The sequence below is a fragment of the Flavobacterium johnsoniae UW101 genome, assembly GCF_000016645.1.
GTDB classification, from domain to species: domain Bacteria; phylum Bacteroidota; class Bacteroidia; order Flavobacteriales; family Flavobacteriaceae; genus Flavobacterium; species Flavobacterium johnsoniae.
This window is the reverse complement of the sequence record NC_009441.1, coordinates 1,261,761-1,287,772: the sequence shown is the minus strand read 5'-3', so window position 1 is coordinate 1,287,772 and position 26,012 is coordinate 1,261,761. Positions and strand designations below refer to the sequence as shown.

The window sequence follows — 26,012 nt, the reverse complement described above, 5'->3', positions numbered from 1 at the left end:
TTAAAAAATTAGATTGTTTTTTGATTTTATTTTATTGGTATCTACAGCATATATTGCTGCGATACTTTCTATTGAATTTAGTTTTTGCTGAATTTCTGAAAAATCAACAGCCTCTTCGCTGTTATCGATTTTCAGGAAAAAATCTACTTTTTTGAATTCAGGAAGTAAATGAATTGTTGTAGAAACCTCACTTGTTTCATTAGAAAACAAATTCTGGAAATCATTTGTACTCACAGAAATGATCTCATTTTTATTCTGAATCAAATTCCATGATACAGCTTTCTCAGAATCATAATAATAAAATCTCGAAAAATTTGCCTCACCTTCTTTAGTCTGAGCATGGATCTCGTTTTTGCTCTTACTTAAGTTAATCGGAAGGTTCTTATTGATAAAATAGGCCAATCTATAATCTTCTAATGAAGTATGAATTGCCATTAAATAATAATCAATTTCGTCAAATTCATCTAAATCCAATCTATGAATAGCCATGTCATGAAAAATCAAGTTGTAAATATACTATTTCTAACGGAGCATCAATAGTTATAAGCAGCTTGTTTTTATTAATTTATAAACGAAAACGATTTAGCGTTAAGAAAACTACAGCATTTTTGTAATTATTTCTTGTCAATTTTTTCCTGAAATGCAAAATAGGCTCTTTGCGAAGCTTTTTCTTCTGCTTTCTTTTTTGAAGTTGCCCGCGCTCTTGCGACCACTTTATCGTCTATACTTAATTTGACACCAAACAAACGCTGTCCGTCGATGCCATTATCTTCAAAAATGTCGTAGTGAAAGATTCTCTTTTCTTTCTGACACCATTCGATAACTAAACTTTTATAACTAATTACTTTTCCTTCGAGTCTCGCAATATCAACATAAGGCGTAATTACTCTTTTTTGAATAAATCTTTCGCAGTACGAATATCCTTTATCTAAATATATAGCTCCAATAAGCGATTCGAAAATATTACCATGAATGTTTTCTCCAAAATGCTGTACTGGTACTTTGCTCTCTACAAAACGCACTAAATTCAAATCTTTGCCAAGTTCATTTAAATGTTCGCGGCTCACGATTTTTGAACGCATTTTTGTTAAATAACCTTCGTCTCCATTTGGCGCCTTATTAAACAAATGTGCAGCAATTACAGCACTTAACATTGCATCTCCTAAAAATTCAAGTCTTTCGTAATTTATAGGATGTCCTGCTTCATCTAATTTGTTTGATGATCTATGTGTAAAGGCTTTTTTATAAAATTCGATATTTATAGGCTGAAAACCAAGAATTTTCTGAATAGTGTCAAAAAAAATCCCGTCTTCTAGAGAACGGGATTTAGAAAATATTTTTTTGATAATATTCATATCCGAAAATTAGTCAGCTAATTTTTTAAACAATACACAAGCATTGTGTCCGCCAAAACCAAACGTGTTACTCATAGCAACATTCACTTCTCTTTTTTGAGGTTTGTTTAAAGTAAGGTTTAATGATGGATCAATATTTTCATCAACAACAGTATGGTTAATCGTTGGAGGAACAATTCCGTGCTGCATTGCCAAAATAGAAGCAATTGCTTCGATAGCTCCGGCAGCGCCAAGTAAGTGTCCTGTCATTGATTTTGTTGAATTGATGTTAATGTTTTTAGCGTGTTCACCAAAAACATTACTGATTGCTTTTAATTCAGCCACATCTCCAAGTGGAGTAGAAGTTCCGTGAGTGTTGATATGATCAACATCTTCCGGGTTCATTCCGGCATCTTTTAGTGTATTTTTCATTACTGCGATAACTCCAATTCCTTCCGGATGCGGTGCTGTTAAATGGTAAGCATCAGATGACATTCCGCCGCCGCCAATTTCACAGTAAATTTTTGCGCCTCTTGCTTTTGCGTGCTCATAATCTTCAAGAACTAAAGCTCCTGCTCCTTCTCCTAAAACGAAACCATCTCTGGTTGCATCAAAAGGTCTTGAAGCTGTTTCAGGACTTTCATTTCTTGTAGATAAAGCGTGCATTGAACTAAAACCACCCATACCTGCAATGGTAACAGCAGCTTCAGAACCACCAGACACAATAACATCACACATTCCTAAACGAATGTAGTTAAAAGCATCGATTAATGCATTTGCAGAAGATGCACATGCAGAAACGGTAGTATAATTTGGTCCCATATACCCGTTACGCATTGAAATATGCGCAGGAGCAATATCGGCAATCATTTTAGGTATAAAAAACGGATTGAATTTTGGAGTTCCGTCACCTTTTGCATAATACATTACTTCTTCCTGGAAAGTTTCTAAACCTCCAATTCCAGCTCCCCAGATAACACCTACTCTAGTTTTGTCGATATTATCATTTGTTAGACCAGCATCTTTAATAGCTTCGTCACTGGCAGCAATTGCATACTGAGCAAATTTATCTAGTCTGCGAGATTCCTTGCGATCCATGTAATCTTCAATGTTGAAGTTTTTTACTTCGCAGGCAAATTTCGTTTTATGCTTCTCTGTATCATAATATGTGATAGGAGCGGCTCCGCTTACCCCATTCACAAGTGCATTCCAATATTCCTGGATATTATTCCCGATAGGAGTAAGTGCACCTAATCCTGTTACAACAACTCGCCTTAATGCCATAAAATATGTATTTTGTGTCTTTAAACAAATAAAACCCATGCTTTCTTAACTGTATTGCTACTTAAGAGCCATGGGTATTACAATATAAATATATCTTTTTGATTGAAAATCAATCGAAATTTAAATTTTAAAAAATAATAACACCCGATTTCTAGAAATTTCAATTTTTTAGAAAACAAACTCCAATTTTGGAATTTGGATATTCAAACTTTGGAATTTTTAAAATTCGGGTGTGGTATTATTATTTTTTAGCTTCCTCGATATAAGAAATAGCTTGACCTACAGTAGCAATGTTTTCTGCTTGATCGTCTGGAATTTGAATATCAAATTCTTTTTCGAATTCCATAATAAGCTCAACAGTGTCTAATGAGTCAGCTCCTAAATCATTAGTGAAGCTTGCTTCTGTTACAACTTCGTTTTCGTCAACACCTAATTTGTCTACGATAATCGCTTTTACTCTTGATGCAATGTCTGACATAATCTTTAATTTTAGAATTTAATTTGTTGGCAAAAATAAAAAACTTTATTTTAAAACAACTATTTAGTTTATAAATGTGACACTAATTTATAAAATTAATTTCAAGAAAGGTCTTTTAAAGCTATTTATTTTCGATTTTTATTCCGTTTTTTGCATTCTAAAAATAAATTCAATCATGAAAAAAATTATCGTTTTTGCCTCAGGATCAGGAACTAACGCAGAAAACATTATAAAATATTTTTCGAATATCGAAATTGCCAAGGTCGTTTCGGTTTTTACAAATAATGCTTCGGCAAAAGTTATTGACAGAGCAAAAAATCATCAAATTCCGGTCGAAATCTTCTCAAAAAACGAACTTTTAGAACGAAATATATTACAAAAAATACAAAAAATCGACCCAGATTTGATTGTCCTTGCCGGTTTTTTACTCAAATTTCCTGAAAACATAATTGAGCAGTATCCGAATAAAATAATCAACATTCACCCTGCACTTTTACCTAAATATGGAGGCAAGGGAATGTACGGAATGCACATTCACAGGGCGATAGTGAATAATAAGGAAAAAGAAACCGGAATTTCTATTCATTATGTAAATGAGAATTATGATGAAGGAGGTATTATATTTCAGCAAAACGTTCTTTTAACCGAAGAAGACACTCCTGAAACTGTTGCTGAAAAGATTCATGAATTAGAACAAAAACATTTTCCTGAAATCATCCATAGATTATTAGATGCAAATTCTTAAATATAAATTCAAATTTTAGATAAAGCCATATAATCTGCAATCTAAAGTCTACAATCTAAAATAAATAAATGAGTCACGAAGTACATATATATACAGATGGTGCAGCAAAGGGAAATCCCGGCAATGGCGGTTACGGCGTGGTAATGGAATTGGTAGGCACTCCTTATAAAAAAGAATTCTATGAGGGCTTTCGCCTGACTACCAATAACCGAATGGAACTTCTGGCTGTAATTGTGGGTTTAGAAAAACTCAAAAATCCCAACATGAAAGTCTTAGTAATTTCAGACTCCAAATACGTTGTTGATTCTGTCGAAAAAAAATGGGTTTTTGGCTGGGAAAAAAAAGGATATACGGGAAAAAAAAATCCTGACTTGTGGAAACGTTTTTTAATTGCTTACCGAAAACATAAGGTTGATTTTAAATGGATAAAAGGACACAATAACCATCCGCAAAACGAACGCTGCGACCAGCTTGCTGTAATGGCATCAATGCAGCCAAAACTTTCTGTTGATGTTTATTACGAAACCATAGGATCTAAAGAATAAAAAAGGGCATCAAATATTTGATGCCCTTTTTTACTAACTTAAACTTTTACTTGTCTTATTCTTTATCCAGATCTTTGGCAGTTTTAAATCCTGTTAAAAGTCCAATTCCGGCCATTATAAAAATAATCGAAGGATAAACAGCTCCATCATTAAGAGAAGTATAGGTTGTGATTAGTAAAGCCAGAAAAATTCCAACTCCGCTTCCTATTAACAAGAAAGCCAGATTCACAACAAATATTTTCCAGGCCGGAACGCCGCTTCCTTTTCCCTGCAAAAAGATACTTGCATCTACTCCTTTTTCTATAAGAGCCAGACGTTCTCTGTTTCTGGTTGAATAAATTAAATAAACGATCCCGAAGATCATTAAGAAAAAACTAACTGGAATTAAAATTTTGTCGTCCATAATATTTACGTTTTTAAATTGATTGATACTCCATATGACGAGACTTTTTAAATTGAGGTTACAGCTTTTGGAAAAAAAATTCAAATTTTAAATTCGAAACCCCAAAACCAACTGATAATCAATTAATTTTGATTTGATTTTATTTCCCGACACAGCTTTGCCAAACTTTAAAACCTTGTCAAAGTTCAACTCCTATACTTATTATATATTAAAGAGTGGAATTTGGAATTTGAGTTTTAAAAAATTTAGAATTTATTTTCAACTTTCTTGTAACCCAAACAAACAACTTGTCGTCCTATATAATATGAGCACAATAAATGATCAGCATTATATCGATAAAATTCTGCAGGGCGAGACAAATGCGTTTGCCGTTCTTGTGGATCGTTATAAAGATATGATCTTTACATTAGCACTCAAAATGGTAAAAAACCGGGAAGAAGCTGAAGAAGTTGCACAAGACACGTTTATAAAGATTTATAGTTCACTGAATAAATTTAAAGGCGATTCTAAATTTTCGACTTGGATTTATAAAATCGCTTATAATACTTGTCTGGACAGATTAAAGAAAAGTAAAAAAGAGGATTTAAATATTTCTATTGATGACTTTTCTTCGCACTTAATTAAAACGATGGATAATGCTTTGAGCACTTTAGAAGAAAAAGAACGAAAGCAGACCATTCAGAAATGTTTAAATTTGTTACCCAATGAAGAAAACTTCCTTTTGACTTTATTTTATTTTGACGATCAGAATTTAGAAGAAATTGGAAAAATCATGAATATATCGGCAAATAATGCTAAAGTAAAATTATTTAGAAGCCGACAAAAATTAGCCGTAATTTTGAGACAGCAGTTAGAACCCGAAATAATAGAATGTTATGAAAGAGAGCGATAAAAATATAGAACAACTTATTGAAAAAGTGATGGCCGAAGACAAACTGCAGTCGCCATCAATAGATTTTACTTCTAAAATTATGGCAAATATTCAAGCTTTAGAAGAGAAAAAATTAAGTGTATACAAACCTTTAATTTCTAAACCAATCTGGATTTCGATTGGAATAGCTGTGGCTTTATTGGTGATTTATATTTCGCTTTTTTCAGTTTCAGAAAACAATATTGAAATTGAACAAGTCGGGAAATTATATTCTGATAAGATCGCAAATTCATTTTCAGGAATTCATTTCTCTAAAAACATCATGTACGCGATATTGATTGTTCCTTTTATGATTTTGATTCAAGTTGGAATTTTGAAAAATTATTTTGATAAGAAGTATGAGTTGTAGACAGCTTTAAAAATATCGGAATTTTCCAAAAATAAAACTTGCGATTTAAATCCAAAAAATATATTTTAAGCACTAATTAAACCCAAATATAATTCATTCATTTACACCATAATTAGACCCGAAATCGATATTATTTTTTTATGAAAATTTTGAGAACCTAAACCGTTGCAAGATTGTAACTTATAGAGTATCTTTGCACCCTAATTCGAAATTCATAAAATGAATAAATTATTGATTGTTGGAACAGTTGCTTTCGACGCGATTGAAACTCCTTTCGGAAAAACAGATAAAATTTTAGGTGGTGCTGCAACGTACATTGGTTTATCAGCTTCATTTTTTAACTTGCAATCGGCCATTGTTTCTGTAGTTGGCGACGATTTCCCTCAAGAACATTTAGATCTTTTAACTTCAAAAAATATTGATATCTCTGGTATCGAAATTGTAAAAGGAGGAAAGACTTTTTTCTGGAGCGGTTTGTACCACAATGATTTAAACTCTAGAGACACTCTTGCAACTGAGTTGAACGTTTTAGCTGATTTTCAGCCAAAAGTTCCTCAAAACTACAAAGATGCTGATGTTGTGATGTTAGGAAACTTACATCCATTAGTACAAAGCAGTGTTTTAGATCAAATGGAGAAAAAACCAAAATTAGTAGTTTTAGACACTATGAACTTTTGGATGGACTGCGCTCTTCCGGAATTATTAGACGTTATTAAACGTGTAGATGTAATTACAATCAATGACGAAGAAGCAAGACAACTTTCAGGCGAATATTCATTAGTAAAAGCGGCATCCAAAATCCAGGATATGGGACCAAAATATGTGGTAATCAAAAAAGGAGAACACGGCGCACTTTTATTCCACAATAGAGAAGTTTTCTTTGCACCAGCTTTACCATTAGAAGAAGTTTTCGATCCAACCGGAGCCGGAGATACTTTTGCAGGTGGTTTCTCTGGATTTATTGCACAAAGCGAAAACATTTCTTTTGCAAACATGAAAAACGCAATTATTTACGGATCAAATTTAGCTTCGTTCTGCGTAGAGAAATTTGGAACCGAAAGGATGGAAACATTAAGCAAAGCCGAAGTAGCGATTCGATTACAGCAATTTAAGTCGTTAACTCAGTTTGACATAGAAATATAATGCCTAAGAGCCTCGATAAAACGGGGCTTTTTTATTACGTTAATACACACAACTTACAACACAACAAAAAAATAAAAAAACAATGAGCGACGCTTTAAAACACGAATGTGGTATAGCCTTAGTCAGACTTCTTAAACCGCTTGAATATTATAAAGAAAAATACGGAACTGCATTTTACGGAATTCAGAAAATGTATTTAATGATGGAAAAACAGCACAACCGCGGACAAGACGGAGCTGGTTTTGCTAGTATTAAATTTGATGTTGAGCCTGGACAACGCTACATCAGCAGAGTTCGTTCTAATCATTCACAACCTATCCAAGATGTTTTCAAACAAATCAATGAGCGTGTTAGCGAAGAACTAAAAGCTCATCCTGAATTGGGAGACAACATGAAAGATTTAAAAGCAAATATTCCTTATGTTGGAGAATTGTTTTTAGGTCACGTCCGTTACGGAACTTTTGGAAAAAACAGCATCGAAAGTGTTCACCCATTTTTACGTCAAAGTAACTGGATGCACCGTAACTTGATTTTGGCAGGAAACTTCAACATGACAAATGTTAAAGAGCTTTTCGAAAATCTGGTTGAATTGGGTCAGCATCCAAAAGAAATGGCTGATACTGTTACCGTAATGGAAAAAATTGGTCATTTCTTAGACAAAGAAGTAATGCAATTGTACCAAGATTGTAAAGCTGAAGGATATTCTAAAAGAGAAGCTTCTCCAGTTATTGCAGAACGTTTGGATATTGCTAAAATATTAGCTCGTTCGGCTAAAAACTTAGACGGTGGTTATGCTATGGCCGGTTTATTAGGTCATGGTGATGCTTTTGTTTTTAGAGATCCAGCCGGAATTCGTCCAGCTTATTTTTACCAAGATGACGAAGTTGTTGTTGTAGCTTCTGAAAGACCAGTTATCCAAACTGTATTTAATGTTCCTTTTGAAAGCGTTCAGGAAATTGATCCGGGGAATGCTTTGATTATCAAAAAGAACGGAAATGTTTCTATGAAACAAATCCTGGAACCAACAATCAAAAAAGCTTGTTCATTCGAAAGAATTTATTTCTCAAGAGGAAGTGACGCCGAAATTTACCAAGAACGTAAAGATTTAGGAAAACTAATTTTACCTGCTGTTCTTAAAGCAATTGACAGCGATACAGATAACACTGTTTTCTCATATATTCCTAATACAGCTGAAACTTCATTTTATGGTTTAGTCGAAGCTGCACAGGATTTCTTAAATCAGAGAAAAAACAATTATATTCTAGAAAATAGAAATACGTTAACCGCTGAAACACTTCAGGAACTTTTAGCTGTAAAAATACGTACAGAGAAAGTTGCTATTAAAGATGCTAAACTCAGAACCTTTATTACAGAAGACAGCAGCCGTGACGATTTAGTAGCTCACGTTTATGATGTTACCTACGGAGTAATTAAACCAGAAGATAATTTAGTAATTATCGACGATAGTATTGTTCGTGGTACTACATTGAAAATGAGTATCATTAAAATGATGGATCGTTTGAAACCAAAACGTATCGTAATCGTTTCATCTGCTCCGCAAATTCGTTATCCTGATTGCTACGGAATTGATATGGCAAAACTTGAAGGTTTAGTTGCTTTTAGAGCAGCACTTGCTTTATTAAAAGAAAGAAACCTTTACCATATTGTAGACGAAGTTTATGCTAAATGTAAAGCACAAGAAAATTTCGAAGATAAAGATGTTGTGAATTATGTTACAGCAATATATGATCAATTTACTGACGAAGAAATCTCAGATAAAATTGCAGAAATGCTAAGCTCTCCGGAAATTAATGCCGAAGTAAAAATCATATTTCAAACTGTAGCTGATTTACACATAGCATGTCCTAAAAATTTAGGCGATTGGTACTTCACTGGAGACTATCCTACTCCGGGTGGAAATCGTGTCGTAAATCGTGCTTTTATGAATTTTTACGAAGGAAAAGACGCCAGAGCGTATTAATAAAATACTAACAAAAGGTTAAATTGTGCATTTCATCGGTTTTTTTTGCCGTTCATCCTGTTTCTTTGGTAGAATTGAAAAGCTGCGATACTTTTGAGATACCATAACATTAGTAGGTTAAGTTTATGGTAGATTTGGGGCAAAAAGGGTGGAAGAAATTCCACCTTTTTTATTGGAATAAACTGAAACATTTCAATTTTAGACAATTATCTTCATTTTGTCGGATATATTTACCTTTCATCAGAATTTTTTTTTTCACAAAAATAGCTGCCATACATTTACTAAACCATAACATTAGTAGGTTAAGTTTATGGTAGATTTGGGGCAAAAAAGGTGGAAGAAATTCCGCCTTTTTTATTTTCTTCTTATTAGGTATTGCTCTACAGAGCTTACATTGACTTTATCGAATATATTTGCTTTTTATCTAAAAAGTTTTTTTCATAAAAATAGTCACCATACATTTACTAAACCATAACATTAGTAGGTTAAGTTTATGGTAGATTTGGGGCAAAAAAGGTGGAAGAAATTCCGCCTTTTTTATTTTCTTCTTATTAGGTATTGCTCTACAGAGCTTACATTGACTTTATCGAATATATTTGCTTTTTATCTAAAAAGTTTTTTTCATAAAAATAGTCACCATACATTTACTAAACCATAACATTAGTAGGTTAAGTTTATGGTAGATTTGGGGCAAAAAAGGTGGAAGAAATTCCACCTTTTTTATTTTCTTCTTTTAAGAGAGAGGAGTAAAGATTATAGAAGAAACACTCTAAAAAATATGAACCAAAAAAAACGAGCACCTTTAGGCACTCGTCTTTTTTCTATAATCTTTATTCTATTTTTTCTTACTTGTCTAAAGCAAATCTTCTTGCAACTTCTGTCCAGTTAATTACACTGAAGAAAGCTTCAATATAATCTGGTCTTCTGTTTTGGTAGTTTAAGTAGTAAGCATGTTCCCAAACGTCCATTCCTAAGATTGGAGTTCCACCGTGACCAGCAACTTCCGGCATTAATGGGTTATCTTGATTTGGAGTACCTACAACTTCTAATTTTCCTCCTTTTTGAACTGTTAACCAAGCCCATCCAGAACCAAACTGAGTTGCTCCGGCTTTAGCAAATTTTGCTTTAAACTCTTCGAAACTTCCAAAAGAAGATTCAATAGCAGCTAATAAATCTCCTGTTGGCAATCCTCCTCCGTTTGGAGACATTACAGTCCAGAATAAATTGTGGTTATAAAAACCTCCACCATTGTTACGAACTGCTGCGTTAGATTTATCTAAGTTAATTAAGATGTTTTCGATTGTTTTTCCTTCTAAATCTGTTCCAGCAATAGCTGCGTTAAGATTAGTAGTGTATGCATTGTGGTGCTTTGTATGATGGATTTCCATTGTACGTGCATCAATATGTGGTTCTAATGCATCGTATGCATAAGGTAATTGTGGTAATTCAAAAGCCATGGTAATATGATTTTTATGGTTTATAAATAATTTATCCCAAATTTAGACATTTAACTTTGGAATTGAAAATACTATTTCGTTATAATTGAATTAAATTCACTGATAATTTACATTTTTACAATATAAACATCTGAAAATCTTTATTTTCCATTAAATGTCGTCATGGTATTTTCTAAACCTGCCGTTCCAAAAGTTTTTATAATTTCTGCTGAAACTTCTAAACGCTCAGGCAGTTTTGCTTCTTCTTCAGCATTCCATTCTCCTAAAACATAATCTATCTGCTGTCCTTTTTTGAATTGATCGCTGATACCAAATCTATATCGGGTATAATTTTGTGTATTTAGAACTAAATTGATGTTTTTAAGTCCGTTGTGACCACCATCGCTTCCTTTTGGCTTGATACGAATTGTTCCAAAAGAAAGATTTAAATCGTCTGTAATAACCAAAATATTCTCTAATGGAATATTTTCCTTATCCATCCAATATTTTACAGCCTTTCCGCTTAAATTCATGTAAGTATTTGGTTTAAGCAGAAAGAAAGTTCTGCCTTTGAATTTGTATTCAGCCAAAGAACCTAATTTTACGGTTTCGAATGAAAGTCCTTCTTTTTTGGCCAAAAAGTCTAACACTTTAAATCCAATATTGTGTCGCGTGTTTACGTATTCAGCGCCTATGTTTCCTAATCCTACGATTAAATATTTTTTACTCACGTTTTTTATATTGTTTTTTTGGTGTTCGTGAACTTCCGGTTTTATATTATCTTCTGTGTTCTCTTCTTTTGGTATTGATGAAAACAGTTTTGTTATCCATTTTATCATGTTTGCAAAAGTAAGATTAATTAGAGAATGTGGCAATTGGATAATTAGATAATTTGGGAATGTAGGAATTAGATAATTGTTTACCATTTGTGATTTAACCGCAAAGCACGCAAAGGTTTACGCTAAGAACGCAAAGAAAATGTCTCTAGTAGATTTATACAAAGTTATATTGATTTACTATTTTATTGGACTAAGCAGACTCGAAGTACTTTCACAATAAAAACCTTAGCACCTAAGTATCTTAGAAACTTAGCATCTAAAAAAAAGCCCCAATCGTAAGATTGAGGCTTTTTGTATTGAGTGAAAAAAATTATTTTTTCTTTCCTTTTGCAGGAGCTTTTGCAGCTTTTGCAGCTTCTTGAGCAGCTTTCATAGCAGCACGAGAGATTCTTACCTGAGCAACAACTGTGTTGTCTGGGTGCATAATTTTGTACTCTGGTTTTCCAACTTTAGTAACATATAATTTGTTACCCATTTCAAGTGGAGTAATGTCAGCTTCAACAAAATCAGGAAGATTTGCTGGTAAAGCTTTAACTTTTAATTTACGTTGGTTTAAACGTAAAACACCTCCCGCAAGAACACCTTTAGATGTACCAACGATTTTCACAGGAACTTCCATTGTGATTTCTTTATCATCAAATAATTGGAAGAAGTCGATGTGTAAAATTTTGTCAGTTACAGGGTGAACCTGGATATCTTGCAAAATTGCATTGAATGATTTTCCTTTTCCAAGCTCAATCACAACTGTGTGTGCATTTGGAGTGTAAACCAAGTTTTTGAACGCTGCAGCGTCTGCTGAGAAGTGTACTGCCTGATTTCCTCCGTATAACACGCAAGGAACCGCTCCAGCATTACGTAAGGCTTTAGTTGACACTTTGCCCACGCTTTCTCTTTCTGATCCTTTAATTGTAATCGATTTCATTGTAAAAAAATATAGTTATTAAATAAATATTCTTAATTGTTGTAAGCTTTAGGCCATACGCTTTAGGCTTTTTTTGTAATTTCTACCAGCTTATGGCTTATTGCCTAAGCTTATAGCTTTTACATAATGAATTTTCCACTAATGGAATTGTTGTGGTGCACCATGTGCATAACTTCTGCGAAAAGAGGTGCACAACTCACTACTCTAATCTTGTCTGAATGTTTCTTTAACGGAATAGAATCGGTTACGATCAACTCAGTTAATTTTGAATTTTCAATTTTTTCATACGCACCGCCAGATAAAATAGCATGTGTACAAATTGCTCTTACACTTAGCGCTCCTTTTTCGATCATAAGATCTGCAGCTTTCGCTAAAGTTCCTCCTGTATCGATCATGTCATCTACTAAGATTACGTTACGACCTTTTACTTCACCAATCAATTCCATAGTGTCGATAACATTGGCAGCTTTTCTTTGTTTGTAACAGATTACTACATCTGATTCTAAAAACTTAGAGTAAGCATAAGCTCTTTTTGATCCTCCCATGTCTGGAGATGCAATCGTTAAATTTTCTAAATTTAAACTCTGCACGTAAGGCAAAAAGATTGTAGATGCAAATAAATGATCTACCGGTTTTTCAAAGAATCCCTGAATTTGATCTGCATGCAAATCCATCGTCATGATTCTTGTTGCTCCTGCAGCTGTTAATAGGTTTGCTACTAACTTAGCTCCAATCGGCACTCTTGGCTTATCTTTTCTATCCTGTCTTGCCCAGCCAAAATAAGGCATAACAGCTGTAATATGTCTTGCTGATGCACGTTTTGCTGCATCAATCATTAATAACAATTCCATCAAATTATCTGCCGATGGAAAAGTTGAACACACGATAAAAACGCGTAAACCTCTAATTGATTCTTCGTAAGACGGCTGAAATTCTCCATCACTATACGTTGACATCGTTACTTTTCCTAACGGAATTCCGTACTGTTCTGCAATTTTTTCTGCAAGATAAACACTTTGTGAACAAGCAAAAATTTTAGCTTCTGGTTCTAGGTGCGACATTATAATTTGTTGTTTTATTCCGTTACGCTTATAAAAATCCAGCAATATCTTTTAAGATAAAGCAGAATACGCATAAATGTCTCGGATGTAGTTAGTTGTGTGTGCTTCGTTTTAACGAGCTGCAAATTTATAAAATTAATCGAACACTGAAAGTAAATATTTGAGATTTTTTATTAGAATTTATAATTTTATTTTTTACATTTGCACCGTGTTAAAGGAATGGGCACATTATTGGTTCATTCTATTGCGTTAAAATAATTGATTTATCATTATTTTTTCGTCTGCTAAGCCCGGATGGCGGAATTGGTAGACGCGCTGGTCTCAAACACCTGTGGGAAACCGTGCCGGTTCGACTCCGGCTCCGGGTACATTAACGGAAAAGCTGTCAAAAATGACAGCTTTTCGTTTTTTAATACCTCTCCAAATCTTCATTTTTTTGATATCTGATTATTTTACAGGATATTTTTTATCTTTGAAACTCAGATTTTTTAATTCGAACAGCTCTACTTTTGAGCTTTCCGGAAATTAATACTCATTATGGAACAAAAAATACATCAGGGAAGAAACGTTAAACGTTTTAGAGAAATGCTTGGAATAAAACAAGAAGCTTTAGCTTTTGACCTTGGAGATGATTGGAATCAAAAGAAAATCTCTTTACTTGAGCAAAAAGATGTAATCGAAGAAAATTTATTAAAGCAAATCTCCGTTTCATTGAGAATTCCCGTTGAAGCATTTCAGAATTTTGACGAAGAACAAGCTGTAAATGTTATTGCGAATACTTATTCTTTCCAAGATTTCAAAGATAATGCTGTTGCTTCTGGATTTACCTATCAGCCTTCTTTCAATCCTCTTGATAAAATTGTTCAATTATACGATGAGAAAATCTCATTATATGAGCGTATGTTGAAAGAGAAAGATGAAATGATGCAAAGATTTGAAAACCTATTCAATAAATAAATTTAGATATAAATCTCAACAATAAATTAATAAGCTTTCTCAATCTGAGTCAGCTTATTTTTTTATAACACTTCACAACTCGCTTCATGCAAAACAGGAAAATTGCAGGAATTAGCTATAAAACATAATTGGTTTGCTTTAAAGTGTAAATTCAAAGCCAATTCTATTTGGTCTGAATTTGAGATTTTCACTTTTGGAAATAATTTTACCTCAACAAAACGCCCGCTTCCGTCTGGATTTACTTCCAAAGTTGCTTCTGCGTTGTCTAAATATTCAAGAACTTCTATTCCGTTTTGAGAACATATATATAAATATGACATCATGTGGCAGGAAACCAAACTGCTTAACAATAAATCTTCCGGATTATATAACTCCGGGTCTCCTTTGAATGCTTTTGCTGCTGAAACTTCTAAAATTGGTTTTCCTTCAATTTTTACCTGATGGTTCTTACTATAGATTTTTAAAGACGAAACTTCTTTTTTTGAAGTCCAGTTTAACACTGCTTTGAATAAATGTTTGAATGCCATCTCCTTAATATTTCTCTTTTTAAATTTTATCTTTTTAAAGAAAAATGACCCGAAAAATTAATGTTTTCATTAAAATTAGCCTTAAACCAGTAATCGTCTGCTGGCATTTGACTTCCATTATAAAAACCATCCCATCCATGATCATTTGCAAAGAGTTCTTTTATTAATTTACCATATCTATCAAATATTGATATTTTAGAATTTGGAAATTTACTCGTGTTTTTTATATGCCAAAAATCATTATATCCGTCATTATTTGGAGTAAAGAATTTTGGATAATCAATTACGGTAACTTCTTTTGAATCCTGTCCACATCCTTCTTTATCTCTTAAATATACCACATAAGTTCCACCCTGAATATTAGAAAAATAATTGCTATTCTGATAATTTATTCCGTCTATAGAATATTCCAGACTTCCATCTGTTGTTGGAATAATTTCAATAAAATTATTATCTGATAATTCCTGATATCTTATTTGTTTGATTGTTGGCAAAACGGATCTTACTAATTCGAACTCAAATTTGTTTTCACAATAAATATCATTTTGAATTTTACCAACTGTCAACGTATATTTTCCTGCATTAATTAAATCGGCTTCGTATGTATTTGAAACAATATCTGTATCATTGAACTTCCAGGTATAACTGTCTAAATTATTAGCAACATTTACATGCAAAGAAGCTTCCAAATTGCACAAAAAATAAGTTTTTTCAATCATTACTGTTGGCAGATCATTTACGAATAAGTCTAAACTTGTTTCAGAATTGCAAAGTCTATTTATTTCATTCTCTACTCTTATTTTTATTGTTTGTGATTTTGCGTGAGTGTTTTGAAATAAAGCCGGTAGCGGACTTGGCAACGAATTTCCGTTAGCGTCAAAATACATCACTTTAAGCCCTGTTTGATTTCCTATAATTTCGGCTGTTAAATTGGACAAATCAAAAGTTGCAAAACCATTTCCTTCATCACACGCATATTTGTTTGACGGTTTATTTATGCTTGGTTGTGAAGATGTTTTTAAAATTAATGCTGTTTCTGCATAACAATTGGTTAGATTATTAGTTACTCTGACTTTTATAAAGTCTTGATTCTTAATAATATTTGTGTATGGATTAGGTAACGGACTTATTAATGGATTTCCATTGCTGTCAACATAAGAAACTTTCATTCCTTGTTGATTTCCCAAAACAGCAGATTCAATATTTGAAGTATCAAAGTATTCCGAAATGCCATCATTATTATCATCGCAACCTACTAACTCCTGCAAAGAATTTGCTACAGGCACCGGACTTACTATTAACTTAAATGTTGATTCGTTATAACAGTTCGTATTGGTATTGATCGCTCTTACTTTAATAATTTCTTCTTTTGCGATTAAATTCGTAACTGCATTTAAAGAACCCGATATTTTTTGTCCGTTTTGATGATAAAATTCAACGTTTAAGTCTGTCGAGATTCCTAAAATTGTAGTTTCAACGGACTTTAAATTAAACTGTGCAAAACTATTTCCGTTATCACAAACGATTAAATCGCTGACTGTTGACAAATTTGGCAATGGATTTACAATTAAGTCAAATGTAGTTTCAGAATAACAACATAAATTATCTTTATGACTTACTCTTATTGTTATAGTTTCTCTATCTTTAATCGTATTGGTGAACGGATTTGGCAGAGAACTATATTTCTTTCCGTTACCATCTATAAAAGAAACATCTTTATCTGTTTGTCCTCCTAAAACTTGCTGCATAACTGCCGAAACATCGAATGATTTTGAAATACCTGTTCCAGCTACATCTTCGCAAGCATAGATATTATTAATCCCATAAGCTTTTGGAGGTTCTTTTGCATTTATTGTTTCCGATAAATTTTCAACAGTTCCATCTTTACCTGTAACCTTTGCTGTGACAGTATATTTTCCATCTGCCGAAAAATCATGAAAAGGAGATAAATCTGTAGATATATTATCCGCCCCAGAAGCAGGATCTCCAAAATTCCATTCGACTGAAGCTACTTTTGACTGATCATCAATACTGAATTCTTTTAAAAATTCTGAGCATATATTTGAAAAATTCATTTCAAAATGGTTCGAAACATTTTTTACATTTCCCGTTACATTTATGTAGAAATTAGCATTTTGTATTCCGTCATCAACGGTAGAGAAATATTTATTATATCCAATATCAGGCGAACGACTACAGCCTCTAAACCATGAAACACCATTGTCTTGTGCTGAGCCGGCTATAAAAGCAACTTGTGATCCACTGCCTAACACAGGATTACTGCCTTTTTTAACTTCAACTAGTATTTTTTCAACACCTGCAGGTATTTTAATTGGGGTGTTAAAATCTATTTGGATTATTTGAGAATTATAACCTATAGCTGGAGGAACATCTATAATTTGACTGCTTCCAATTAAATTCGTTTCTGAAAAAGAAGCTGGAAAATTATCGTCAATTTTATAAATATTAAAACTAACAGTGGCCCCCCATGCTGTATTATTAACCCCAACCTGCCCAGAAGTAATAGTGAATTCTTCATTAGATGATATGCCAAAATCTTTCAGGTTAAAATCTCTAGCCCAATAATAAGTTGATCCATAACAGCCATACATGTCTGTCTTCACTAAATCATCACAAATGTTATGAGAGATGCGTGTAACTGAACCTGAACTTTTTGAATCAAATACTTCACCCGTTACTGTGATGTAAAAATTTGCATTTGGAACAGGGATGGTTAAATCTGTAGTACGGGAAAAAGGAAGCGTTTTATCACAACCTAAATACCAAGAATCTCCGTTATCTTGCTGCGTACCTGCTACAAAAACTTCTGACGATGTGTAATTAGTATAATCTTTTCCCTTACCCACCATTACCAGAATTTTTTCAACTCCAGCTGGAACAATAATTGGTTCATCAAAATCTATTTGCATCAATTCTGGATTTCCATGAATGGTTTTTGTTGGTATAAGGGCTCTAGATCCAAGTAATGGTTTTTCAAAATAAGTTCTAAAAAGCTCAGGAAATCTGTCGTCAACAATATAAACTGAAAATGACAAATTTGCACCAACATCCGATTTTGCAATTCCAACCTGTCCTGATTTAATAATAAATTGTTCATTTGGTTTTATACCAAAATCTGATAATTTAAATACTCTTGACCAGCTTTCATCATCTTTGCAAGAATACATATCAGTTTTAACAAGAGTTGTCCCAATATTATTGGTCAATGTTATTTGCGCATATGACTGTTGAAAAAATAGAAAAAATAAAAACGAAATTGCTGTATTAAATTTGCTTTTTTGATTCGTAATGAGTTTCATTTAAGTAATTTTTGCCCCTCTCTTTTAAATTTTAGGTTTGATAATTAAATTCAAATATAAGAATCAAATGACACAAACTAGGTTAAAAAAACAGTTTTGCTAACAAAATAGTTTTCAAATAAAAAAACCTCGAAAGTCTTACTTTTCGAGGTTTCTTAGAGAATTGAACTAATAAACAAATTCTAAAACTATTTTTTTACCGAGAATTTAAAAGTAGTTTTAGTTTTATAATTTTCTCCCGGGTTTAAAACCGTTGTTGGGAAATTTTTCTGGTTTGGAGAATCTGGATAGTGTTCTGTTTCCAGACACAATCCTGTTCTGTGAGCAAAAGTTCCTCCGTTTGGCGTTGGCAAAGTTCCGTCAAGGAAATTTCCTGAGTAAAACTGAATTCCAGGTTCGTCAGTTGTTACTTCCAAAACTCTTCCGCTTGGTGCGTGGTATACTTTTGCAATAATTGTTTTTCCTTTTTCCGGATTATTTAATACCCAGCAATGATCGTAACCTTTTCCTTTTTCTAATTGTTCGTTTTTAGCTTCGATATCTTTTCCAATTAACTTTGGTTTTCTAAAATCGAAAGGTGTATTAGCAACATCTTCTAATTTTCCTGTTGGAATCAAAGTCGCATCAACCGGAACAATTTTATCTGCATTTAAAGTCAATTCGTGATCTAAGATTGTTTTTGTAAAATCTCCTGATAAATTGAAATATGAATGCTGTGTTAAGTTCACAACCGTTGTTTTATCAGTCGTCGCTTCATATAAAACTTCTAACTGATTATCATTTGTTAATGTATAAGTCACAAAAACTTTAAGGTTTCCAGGATATCCTTCTTCCATATCTTTACTTAAATAAGATAATTTTAAAGAAGCTGTTTCGCCAGATTTAACCTCATCTGCTTTCCAAACCACATTGAAATATCCCTGAGGTCCACCGTGCAAAGCATTTGGCGCATTGTTTATCGCTAATTGATATTCTTTTCCTTCTAAAGTAAATTTACCTTTAGCAATTCGGTTTCCGTATCTTCCAATTAAAGCTCCAAAAAACGGGTTTTCTTTTTCGTATTGTGCCAAAGAACTAAATCCAATTACAACATTTTCTGAAACACCCTCTTTATTTGGTACTTTTAAATCTGTAATTCTTCCGCCAAAAGTGATGATGTCAACCTCCATCCCATTTTGGTTTTTCAATTTATAACTATCTACTTTTTCTCCTTTTGAAGTTGTTCCATAAGAAGATTTTTCAATTGTTACTGCTGCTTTTTGATCTGAAACTGTCGAATCCATTTTTTTATCGTTTTTGCATTGAACTGAAACCAAAGCCAGACTTAACAGGCCGATTCCAAAAATACAACGTTTTAATACATTCATAAATGATAATTTTTTAAGTTAGTAAAGTCTTAAAATCAAAAGTCATAAGTCTTTTCTCCAAAGTAACTAAAACTTTCGGACTTTATGACTTTCGGCTTTTGACTAATTTAAAGTCCATGCTGAAACAAATGGAAATACGCTTCGTTAGCATTAATCTTATCTTTAAACTCTCTTACGGTTGTTTTTTCGTCTATAACTAACAACTCAATTCCAGCAATATCTGCGAAATCTTCCATATATTCTGTTGTGATTGACTGGCTGTAAACCGTGTGGTGCGCTCCTCCGGCAAGAATCCAGGCTGTTGCTGCAACTTCTAAATTTGGCTTACAATCCCAAAGAACGCGTGCTACAGGAAGTTTTGGTAATTCTGCCATTGGTTTAACTGCTTCTACTTCGTTTACAATTAAACGGAAACGAGTTCCCATATCAACCAAAGATACATTGATCGCATCACCTGCAGGCGAATTAAATACCAAACGAGCCGGATCTTCTTTTCCGCCAATTCCTAATGGGTGCACTTCACAAGAAGGTTTTCCATCAGCAATCGATGGGCAGATTTCCAACATGTGAGAACCTAAAACATACGATTTTTGAGGTGTGAAATTATACGTATAATCTTCCATGAAAGAAGTTCCGCCTTCAAGACCAATACACATTACTTTTAAAGCTCTTACCATTGCAGCGGTTTTCCAATCTCCTTCGCCTCCAAAACCGTAACCATCGGCCATTAATCTTTGTGTTGCGATTCCTGGTAATTGTTTCCAAACTCCAAGGTTTTCAAATGTATCTGTAAAAGCACCAAATCCTCCTTCTTCAAGGAAAGCTCTTAATCCTAATTCGATTTTTGCCGCTTCAACCAAAGAACTTCTTTGCGCTCCCCCTTCTTTTAAAGAATCTGTTAAGTTATAAGAAGACTCATAAACTGCTAATAAATCAGCTAATTGTTTATCTGTTACTTTCTCGATATGTTTGGTAACATCTGAAGAATCGTATCCGTTTACAGACATTCCAAAACGAATTTGAGCTTCTACTTTGTCTCCTTCCGTTACGGCAACTTCACGCATATTATCTCCAATACGAGCTACTTTTAAGTTTTGAAGTTCGTCCCATCCAAGAACCACTCTTGACCAGATTCCTAATTGTTTTTGAACTCTTTGATCTTCCCAGTGTCCAACCACAACTTTACGTTTTTTGCGTAATCTTGACATGATAAAACCAAATTCACGATCTCCGTGAGCCGATTGGTTTAAGTTCATGAAATCCATGTCGATAGATCCCCACGGAATTTCAGCATTGTATTGTGTATGTAAATGACATAATGGTTTTTTAAGAATATTTAAACCGCCAATCCACATTTTTGCAGGTGAAAAAGTATGCATCCAGGCAATAATTCCGATACAATTTTTAGCAGAGTTTGCCGCCAGACAAACATCTAAAATCTGCGAAGGCGATTTTACCACATCTTTGTAAACCACTTTTACCGGAATTGAAGACGAAGCGTCTAATCCTTTTGCAATAATCTGTGAATGTTCTGCTACTTTTCTTAGTGTTTCTTCACCGTATAATTCTTGGCTTCCTACTACAAACCATACTTCTTTTTGAGATATATCTATCATGTTGTTTAATCGTTTATTTGTTTAATCGTCAAATCGTTTTTCTTTGTCTAAAAATCCACGATTAACGAAAATCTTTTCTCTTTGTTCTTTATTCTATTTTCTTTAATCTAAAATCTAAAATCATTACTGTCCGTAATACGAATCTTTTCCGTGTTTACGATTGTAATGTTTCTTTATTAATGAATCTTTTAATCTTGGCGCGTTTGGGTTTATTTGCAAAGTCAGATATGCCATTTCGGCCACAACTTCCAGAACCTTGCTGTTATAAACTGCTTTTGCTGCATTTTTTCCCCATGCAAATGGACCATGATTTCCAATCAAAATCATTTCTACTTCTTCATAAGAAAGATTTTTTTCTTTGAAACAATCCAGAATTTGAATTCCAGTATTGTGTTCGTAGTTTCCTTCGATAAGAGAATCAGCCATTGGTGGCGCACACGGAATGTCAGCAGTTAAATGATCGGCATGCGTTGTTCCGAAAATTGGAATATCCAATTGAGATTGTGCCCAAGCCACAGAATAGGTTGCGTGTGTATGTGCAACTCCTCCAATATTTGGCCAGTGTTTGTATAAATAAGCATGCGTTTTAGTGTCTGATGACGGACGCATTGTGCCTTCGATTACATTGTTGTCAAAATCGACAATTACAATATCTTCCGGTTTTAAATCTTCGTAAGGAACACCGCTTGGTTTAATGGCAAAAACACCATTTTTTCTGTCTACGGCACTTACATTTCCAAAAGTGTACACTACCAAATTCAATGCATTTAACTGCATGTTGGCTTCGTAACATTCTTGTTTTAAATCTTTATAAAGAGAACTCATGCTGCGATATTTTAAGGTTTGGATCTGCAAAAGCGCTTAATTGTTCGTAAGCTAAAAGCAGTTTGTGATATGCTTCTACTTTATCTGTCTGAGGGAAATATTCTCCGTCAAAATCACTTCCGATTTTCTGGCTTGCTTCGATTACATTTGGATAAATTCCAGCAGCAACGGCTGCATAGATTGCTGCACCTAAAGCCGGAGTTTGGTCTGAAGCAGCAATTTTAATTGGCTTGTTTAAAACATTAGCCAAAGTCTGCATGATAAAAGGAGATTTTCTCGCCACACCGCCAATTCCGATTACGCTGTCGATTTTTACACCTTCCTCTTCAAAACGGTCTACAATTTTCTTCGCTCCAAAACAAATTGCGTTTACTAAAGCTTTAAAAATATGAGGCGCTTTTGTTCCTAAAGAAAGGTTCGAAATAGCACTTTTTAATTCCTGATTTGCATCTGGAGTTCGTCGCCCGTTAATCCAGTCCAAAGCAATTGGAAGACTTTCTGAAACGGGAATTTTCTCTGCTTCTTTCGTTAATTCAACAATTAATTTATCGCTGAATTCTTCTCTTAACTGTTCTTTTTGAGCATCATTTAAAACAGAAGAAGTTCCTAATAAATGTTCTGTTGGCCACATTAAAAGTTCTTTGTACCAAGCCAATAAATCTCCAAAAGCAGATTGTCCTGCTTCTAAACCAATAAAGCCCGGAATAACAGAACCGTCAACTTGTCCGCAGATTCCTCTAACTGTTTTTGTTCCAACCTCATCATAAGAACCAACCAGAATATCACAAGTTGAAGTTCCCATAACGCGGACTAAAGTATTTTCTTCGATTTTAGCTCCAACTGCTCCTGAGTGCGCGTCGAAAGTTCCAACAGCCACAACTGTTTCTATCGAAAGTCCTAAACGATCTGCCCATTCCTGGCTTAGTTTTCCTGCTGATAAATCTGATGTATATGTTTCATCATATAAGTTACCGCGAAGCTGCGCTAAATACGGATGTAATTTTTCTAAAAATTCAACTGGCGGTAATCCGTTCCAGTCTGTGTGCCACATAGCTTTATGTCCTGCTGCACAACGACTTCTTTTGAAGGTTTTTAAATCTTTATCTTCAATTAACAAATACGTCATTAAATCGCAGTGCTCCATCCAGGTGTGTGCTGCGTTTCTAACCGCTTCGTCTTGTCTTGCTATATGAAGAATTTTTGCCCAAAACCATTCAGATGAATAAATTCCTCCAACATATTTGGTAACATCTTCTCCGCCCCAGCTAACTGCCAGTTCGTTGATTTCGTTTGCTTCATTTATTGCTGTATGATCTTTCCATAACACCATCATGGCATTTGGATTTTCTTCAAAACCTTTTGTTAGAGCGAGCGGTGTTCCGTCTTTAGTAACCGGAACCGGAGAAGATCCTGTTGTATCAATACAAATTCCTCGTACTAGTTTTGGATCAACTTTGCTTTCTTTAATAACGGTTTGAATCGTAATTTCTAAGCCCTCGATATGATCTAAAGGATGCTGACGAAATTGATTTATGGATGCGTCGCAATACTGCTTATTTTTCCATCTTTTGTAATGAGAAACATTGGATGCCAATTCCTGCCCATTTTCAGTATCTATAAGAACCGCACGAACAGAATCTGTTCCGTAGTCTAATCCTATGACATAATTTTTCATTCGAAATTTATTTTTAATGGTGACAAATATACTTATAAAATATTATAAGTGTACAAAAAACACTTAACAAAAAAGCTATGAGATTTTTTTGCAGATATTGCACTAAAACAGCGTTTTATGGTTCAAAGAAAAAATAAACGTTTAAATAACATTTATTTTAATGCGATTATTTCATCTTTACGCTTAAAACGGTAAAATGCAGCCTGCTTTTCTAACTATATTTTATATGATTTTTTCTCTTTTTTTAAATTATTTTCCTTCTAAAACCAAAACTGAAAAAGGAGGTAAATTGATCTCTAATTTTCCTTTTTTCATATCAAAATCTTTAAATGCTGCAGGACTGATTTTATTTGGATTCTCAAAAGAATTAAAATCCTGCAATTTCGATGAAGTAATAATATGGGCAGTAAAATTTTTCACACCCAAATCTTTCGTATCAATTTCGATTTTATGTTTACTTTTTGCATCCACATTTACCAATGAAATATGTACAACACCGTTTTTATCTTTTGAAGCCGAAGCCGAAACTGCCGGAAGCGTTTGATCTTTAAATGTATATAATGGCGAACTGAAATTTATTGGCAGCAGTTTCGCATCCTGATGCACATTGTACATTTGCATAACGTGATAGGTTGGTGTTAAGATCATTTTGGTTTTATCAGTCAGGATTACTGCTTGAAGCACGTTTACGCACTGAGCCAAATTTGCCATTCGAACCCTGTCTGCATGATTATTAAAAATATTAAGTGTTGCTCCAGCCAAAACTGCATCTCTAATGGTATTTTGCTGATATAAAAATCCCGGATTTGTTCCTTTTTCTACATCATACCATCCGCCCCATTCATCAACTACCATTGCTACTTTTTTCTCAGGATCGTATTTATCCATTACTGCAGCATGCTTCGTTACGAGCTCTTCCATTTTTAAAGCCTCTTTCATGGTTTTAAAATATTGCTCTTCCGAAAAATTAACCGCATCTCCTTTTTTATTCCAGTCAATTACAGAATAATGATGAACCCCAACTCCGCCAAGCATATTAAGCGGAATATTTTTCATTAAAACTTCCGTCCAGTTATAGTCACTGCTGTTGGCTCCCGAAGCAATACGATTTATACCGCCTGTATTATTCCAGTCTGCCATAAAAGTGGCAAACTTGCGGTATTCGTTTGCATAGTATTCTGCTGTCATGTTACCGCCGCAGCCCCAGGCTTCATTTCCAATTCCCCAGAATTTAACTTTCCATGGTTCTGTTCTTCCGTTTTTTTTACGCAGATCACTCATTGGGCTTTTGCCTCCAAAATTGGCATACTGAATCCAGTCGGCAAATTCCTGAACTGTTCCGCTTCCTACATTGCCGGATAAATAAGGTTCTGCCCCCAGAACTTCACATAGATTTAAAAAGTCATGAGTTCCAAAACTATTATCTTCTGTTACGCCTCCCCACCATTGATTTACAATTGTAGGTCTTTGTTCTTTTGGACCAATTCCGTCTTTCCAGTGATAGGTATCAGCAAAACAGCCTCCCGGCCATCTTAAATTTGGAATTTTTAAATCTTTTAAGGCTTTAATAACATCATTTCTGACTCCGTTTGTATTTGGAATTTTAGAAGTATCGCCAACAAAAAATCCGCCGTATATACAGCGTCCTAAATGTTCAGCAAAATGACCGTAAATATTTTTATTGATGGTTGGTGCGGCAGGATCATTTTTTATAGTAATAACTATTGGTTCTTTCTGCGCAGAAATTGTCTGTATACAAATTGTAACAAACAATAGTAGTAGTGTTTTTTTCATAGTCTATCGTGGTTGGTGACTTTTAGAAAAGTAAGGCTGGTTAGTTATAATTTTTATTGTTTTTTGTTTTTTCTAATACATAATCAAAATAAGTGTTTGTTTGACATTTGTAAATTTAAGCAAAAAAAAGTCTTAAAAACAAATTAAAATCTTAAAACAACTGGTTGCAAAAAACGGATTTGATAATTTCATTTTTAAAAAGCACAGAAAACAATAGGCTTTTAAATGCTAATTGGTTTTTCACAAGAAGTTTAAAAATTACAAATTCTACAAAAAACCGTAAAGAACAAGTCTTTTATAACATTTTTAAAGAGGCAGAATTTTACTAAAATAAAAATTATAAGACGCATATCAATTCTCTTTAAAATGTTTTTACCTTTGATTCGGATTTCGGCATTTGATTTTGTAAGAAAAAAAGAAAACAAAGATGTTTTTAAAATTGCCGGATTCAATTGTTAAAGCTTTCGTGTTTTTATAAGT

The 26,012-nt window shown here is 33.7% G+C and carries 23 protein-coding genes and 1 tRNA gene; 8 read left to right on the top strand and 16 right to left on the bottom strand.

What is annotated here, in order from left to right; genetic code table 11:
- The 4 genes from FJOH_RS05930 to FJOH_RS05915 form a co-directional block, all read right to left on the bottom strand.
- Complete coding sequence (locus FJOH_RS05930) at positions 1 to 489, bottom strand: IPExxxVDY family protein (RefSeq protein WP_012023224.1); 489 nt, start codon at positions 487 to 489, stop codon at positions 1 to 3.
- A gap of 125 nt (positions 490 to 614) precedes the next feature.
- A complete protein-coding gene (gene rnc / locus FJOH_RS05925; RefSeq protein ID WP_012023223.1) occupies positions 615 to 1,355 on the bottom strand; it encodes a ribonuclease III in 741 nt (246 codons plus the stop codon).
- Between the two features lie 9 nt (positions 1,356 to 1,364).
- A complete protein-coding gene (gene fabF, locus FJOH_RS05920; RefSeq protein WP_044047537.1) occupies positions 1,365 to 2,618 on the bottom strand; it encodes a beta-ketoacyl-ACP synthase II in 1,254 nt (417 codons plus the stop codon).
- A gap of 241 nt (positions 2,619 to 2,859) precedes the next feature.
- Positions 2,860 to 3,096 carry an acyl carrier protein gene (locus FJOH_RS05915; RefSeq protein WP_007137004.1) on the bottom strand — a complete coding sequence of 79 codons (237 nt, stop codon included), beginning with the start codon at positions 3,094 to 3,096 and terminating at the stop codon, positions 2,860 to 2,862.
- A gap of 175 nt (positions 3,097 to 3,271) precedes the next feature.
- Between FJOH_RS05915 and purN the strand changes: the two genes are divergently transcribed.
- Both purN and rnhA read left to right on the top strand, forming a co-directional pair.
- Positions 3,272 to 3,841, top strand: coding sequence for a phosphoribosylglycinamide formyltransferase (gene purN, locus FJOH_RS05910; RefSeq protein WP_012023221.1), 570 nt, complete (start codon positions 3,272 to 3,274; stop codon positions 3,839 to 3,841).
- A gap of 68 nt (positions 3,842 to 3,909) precedes the next feature.
- On the top strand, positions 3,910 to 4,386 hold the full coding sequence (rnhA, locus tag FJOH_RS05905) for a ribonuclease HI (RefSeq protein WP_012023220.1): 477 nt from the start codon (positions 3,910 to 3,912) through the stop codon (positions 4,384 to 4,386).
- A 55-nt stretch (positions 4,387 to 4,441) separates the two neighbouring features.
- Here the strand turns inward: rnhA and FJOH_RS05900 are convergent, their stop codons facing one another.
- Positions 4,442 to 4,789, bottom strand: coding sequence for a DUF6249 domain-containing protein (locus FJOH_RS05900; RefSeq protein ID WP_012023219.1), 348 nt, complete (start codon positions 4,787 to 4,789; stop codon positions 4,442 to 4,444).
- Positions 4,790 to 5,093: 304 nt separating this feature from the next.
- Between FJOH_RS05900 and FJOH_RS05895 the strand changes: the two genes are divergently transcribed.
- The 4 genes from FJOH_RS05895 (at position 5,094) to FJOH_RS05880 (ending at position 9,193) form a co-directional block, all read left to right on the top strand.
- Positions 5,094 to 5,681, top strand: a complete 588-nt coding sequence (locus FJOH_RS05895) for an RNA polymerase sigma factor (RefSeq protein ID WP_012023218.1) — start codon at positions 5,094 to 5,096, stop codon at positions 5,679 to 5,681.
- Entirely contained in the window at positions 5,665 to 6,069 is a 405-nt protein-coding gene (locus FJOH_RS05890; RefSeq protein WP_012023217.1) for a hypothetical protein, read from the top strand. Before FJOH_RS05895 ends, FJOH_RS05890 begins: the two co-directional genes overlap by 17 nt.
- 219 nt (positions 6,070 to 6,288) lie before the next feature.
- Positions 6,289 to 7,212: a PfkB family carbohydrate kinase gene (locus FJOH_RS05885; RefSeq protein ID WP_012023216.1), complete on the top strand. Its 924-nt coding sequence runs from the start codon at positions 6,289 to 6,291 to the stop codon at positions 7,210 to 7,212.
- Positions 7,213 to 7,294: 82 nt separating this feature from the next.
- Complete coding sequence (locus FJOH_RS05880; protein ID WP_012023215.1) at positions 7,295 to 9,193, top strand: amidophosphoribosyltransferase; 1,899 nt, start codon at positions 7,295 to 7,297, stop codon at positions 9,191 to 9,193.
- 845 nt (positions 9,194 to 10,038) lie between these two features.
- On the opposite strand, the gene FJOH_RS05875 is transcribed toward FJOH_RS05880, so the two are convergent.
- The 4 genes from FJOH_RS05875 to FJOH_RS05860 form a co-directional block, all read right to left on the bottom strand.
- On the bottom strand, positions 10,039 to 10,650 hold the full coding sequence (locus tag FJOH_RS05875) for a superoxide dismutase (protein ID WP_012023214.1): 612 nt from the start codon (positions 10,648 to 10,650) through the stop codon (positions 10,039 to 10,041).
- Between the two features lie 140 nt (positions 10,651 to 10,790).
- The gene (gene pth / locus FJOH_RS05870; RefSeq protein ID WP_012023213.1) at positions 10,791 to 11,468 is read right to left on the bottom strand and encodes an aminoacyl-tRNA hydrolase; all 678 of its coding nucleotides are present in this window, start codon (positions 11,466 to 11,468) and stop codon (positions 10,791 to 10,793) included.
- Positions 11,469 to 11,778: 310 nt separating this feature from the next.
- Complete coding sequence (locus tag FJOH_RS05865; RefSeq protein ID WP_012023212.1) at positions 11,779 to 12,390, bottom strand: 50S ribosomal protein L25/general stress protein Ctc; 612 nt, start codon at positions 12,388 to 12,390, stop codon at positions 11,779 to 11,781.
- 119 nt (positions 12,391 to 12,509) lie between these two features.
- Positions 12,510 to 13,451 carry a ribose-phosphate pyrophosphokinase gene (locus FJOH_RS05860; RefSeq protein WP_012023211.1) on the bottom strand — a complete coding sequence of 314 codons (942 nt, stop codon included), beginning with the start codon at positions 13,449 to 13,451 and terminating at the stop codon, positions 12,510 to 12,512.
- Between the two features lie 288 nt (positions 13,452 to 13,739).
- On the opposite strand from FJOH_RS05860, the gene FJOH_RS05855 reads away from it, so the two are divergent.
- Positions 13,740 to 13,819 (top strand) — tRNA-Leu (locus FJOH_RS05855).
- A 169-nt stretch (positions 13,820 to 13,988) separates the two neighbouring features.
- Complete coding sequence (locus tag FJOH_RS05850) at positions 13,989 to 14,408, top strand: helix-turn-helix domain-containing protein (RefSeq protein WP_012023210.1); 420 nt, start codon at positions 13,989 to 13,991, stop codon at positions 14,406 to 14,408.
- A gap of 62 nt (positions 14,409 to 14,470) precedes the next feature.
- Here FJOH_RS05850 and FJOH_RS05845 read toward each other — a convergent pair whose 3' ends face one another.
- The 7 genes from FJOH_RS05845 to FJOH_RS05815 form a co-directional block, all read right to left on the bottom strand.
- Complete coding sequence (locus tag FJOH_RS05845) at positions 14,471 to 14,935, bottom strand: OsmC family protein (RefSeq protein ID WP_012023209.1); 465 nt, start codon at positions 14,933 to 14,935, stop codon at positions 14,471 to 14,473.
- A gap of 26 nt (positions 14,936 to 14,961) precedes the next feature.
- Positions 14,962 to 18,255: a T9SS type B sorting domain-containing protein gene (locus tag FJOH_RS05840; protein WP_012023208.1), complete on the bottom strand. Its 3,294-nt coding sequence runs from the start codon at positions 18,253 to 18,255 to the stop codon at positions 14,962 to 14,964.
- Positions 18,256 to 18,443: 188 nt separating this feature from the next.
- On the bottom strand, positions 18,444 to 19,622 hold the full coding sequence (locus FJOH_RS05835) for an aldose epimerase family protein (protein WP_012023207.1): 1,179 nt from the start codon (positions 19,620 to 19,622) through the stop codon (positions 18,444 to 18,446).
- A gap of 107 nt (positions 19,623 to 19,729) precedes the next feature.
- Positions 19,730 to 21,238: an L-arabinose isomerase gene (gene araA, locus FJOH_RS05830; RefSeq protein ID WP_012023206.1), complete on the bottom strand. Its 1,509-nt coding sequence runs from the start codon at positions 21,236 to 21,238 to the stop codon at positions 19,730 to 19,732.
- 123 nt (positions 21,239 to 21,361) lie between these two features.
- Positions 21,362 to 22,063: an L-ribulose-5-phosphate 4-epimerase gene (locus FJOH_RS05825; RefSeq protein ID WP_012023205.1), complete on the bottom strand. Its 702-nt coding sequence runs from the start codon at positions 22,061 to 22,063 to the stop codon at positions 21,362 to 21,364.
- Complete coding sequence (locus FJOH_RS05820; RefSeq protein ID WP_012023204.1) at positions 22,047 to 23,738, bottom strand: ribulokinase; 1,692 nt, start codon at positions 23,736 to 23,738, stop codon at positions 22,047 to 22,049. Before FJOH_RS05820 ends, FJOH_RS05825 begins: the two co-directional genes overlap by 17 nt.
- A gap of 249 nt (positions 23,739 to 23,987) precedes the next feature.
- On the bottom strand, positions 23,988 to 25,532 hold the full coding sequence (locus FJOH_RS05815) for an alpha-N-arabinofuranosidase (protein WP_012023203.1): 1,545 nt from the start codon (positions 25,530 to 25,532) through the stop codon (positions 23,988 to 23,990).
- Between the last annotated feature and the right edge of the window lie 480 nt (positions 25,533 to 26,012).

Bases quoted from the DNA above. Each gene is read 5' to 3' on its own strand.
- FJOH_RS05930 (WP_012023224.1), bottom strand. From the start codon at position 489: ATGGCTATTCATAGATTGGATTTAGATGAATTTGACGAAATTGATTAT.
- rnc (WP_012023223.1), bottom strand. From the start codon at position 1,355: ATGAATATTATCAAAAAAATATTTTCTAAATCCCGTTCTCTAGAAGAC.
- fabF (WP_044047537.1), bottom strand. From the start codon at position 2,618: ATGGCATTAAGGCGAGTTGTTGTAACAGGATTAGGTGCACTTACTCCT.
- FJOH_RS05915 (WP_007137004.1), bottom strand. From the start codon at position 3,096: ATGTCAGACATTGCATCAAGAGTAAAAGCGATTATCGTAGACAAATTA.
- purN (WP_012023221.1), top strand. From the start codon at position 3,272: ATGAAAAAAATTATCGTTTTTGCCTCAGGATCAGGAACTAACGCAGAA.
- rnhA (WP_012023220.1), top strand. From the start codon at position 3,910: ATGAGTCACGAAGTACATATATATACAGATGGTGCAGCAAAGGGAAAT.
- FJOH_RS05900 (WP_012023219.1), bottom strand. From the start codon at position 4,789: ATGGACGACAAAATTTTAATTCCAGTTAGTTTTTTCTTAATGATCTTC.
- FJOH_RS05895 (WP_012023218.1), top strand. From the start codon at position 5,094: ATGAGCACAATAAATGATCAGCATTATATCGATAAAATTCTGCAGGGC.
- FJOH_RS05890 (WP_012023217.1), top strand. From the start codon at position 5,665: ATGAAAGAGAGCGATAAAAATATAGAACAACTTATTGAAAAAGTGATG.
- FJOH_RS05885 (WP_012023216.1), top strand. From the start codon at position 6,289: ATGAATAAATTATTGATTGTTGGAACAGTTGCTTTCGACGCGATTGAA.
- FJOH_RS05880 (WP_012023215.1), top strand. From the start codon at position 7,295: ATGAGCGACGCTTTAAAACACGAATGTGGTATAGCCTTAGTCAGACTT.
- FJOH_RS05875 (WP_012023214.1), bottom strand. From the start codon at position 10,650: ATGGCTTTTGAATTACCACAATTACCTTATGCATACGATGCATTAGAA.
- pth (WP_012023213.1), bottom strand. From the start codon at position 11,468: ATGATAAAATGGATAACAAAACTGTTTTCATCAATACCAAAAGAAGAG.
- FJOH_RS05865 (WP_012023212.1), bottom strand. From the start codon at position 12,390: ATGAAATCGATTACAATTAAAGGATCAGAAAGAGAAAGCGTGGGCAAA.
- FJOH_RS05860 (WP_012023211.1), bottom strand. From the start codon at position 13,451: ATGTCGCACCTAGAACCAGAAGCTAAAATTTTTGCTTGTTCACAAAGT.
- FJOH_RS05850 (WP_012023210.1), top strand. From the start codon at position 13,989: ATGGAACAAAAAATACATCAGGGAAGAAACGTTAAACGTTTTAGAGAA.
- FJOH_RS05845 (WP_012023209.1), bottom strand. From the start codon at position 14,935: ATGGCATTCAAACATTTATTCAAAGCAGTGTTAAACTGGACTTCAAAA.
- FJOH_RS05840 (WP_012023208.1), bottom strand. From the start codon at position 18,255: ATGAAACTCATTACGAATCAAAAAAGCAAATTTAATACAGCAATTTCG.
- FJOH_RS05835 (WP_012023207.1), bottom strand. From the start codon at position 19,622: ATGAATGTATTAAAACGTTGTATTTTTGGAATCGGCCTGTTAAGTCTG.
- araA (WP_012023206.1), bottom strand. From the start codon at position 21,238: ATGATAGATATATCTCAAAAAGAAGTATGGTTTGTAGTAGGAAGCCAA.
- FJOH_RS05825 (WP_012023205.1), bottom strand. From the start codon at position 22,063: ATGAGTTCTCTTTATAAAGATTTAAAACAAGAATGTTACGAAGCCAAC.
- FJOH_RS05820 (WP_012023204.1), bottom strand. From the start codon at position 23,738: ATGAAAAATTATGTCATAGGATTAGACTACGGAACAGATTCTGTTCGT.
- FJOH_RS05815 (WP_012023203.1), bottom strand. From the start codon at position 25,532: ATGAAAAAAACACTACTACTATTGTTTGTTACAATTTGTATACAGACA.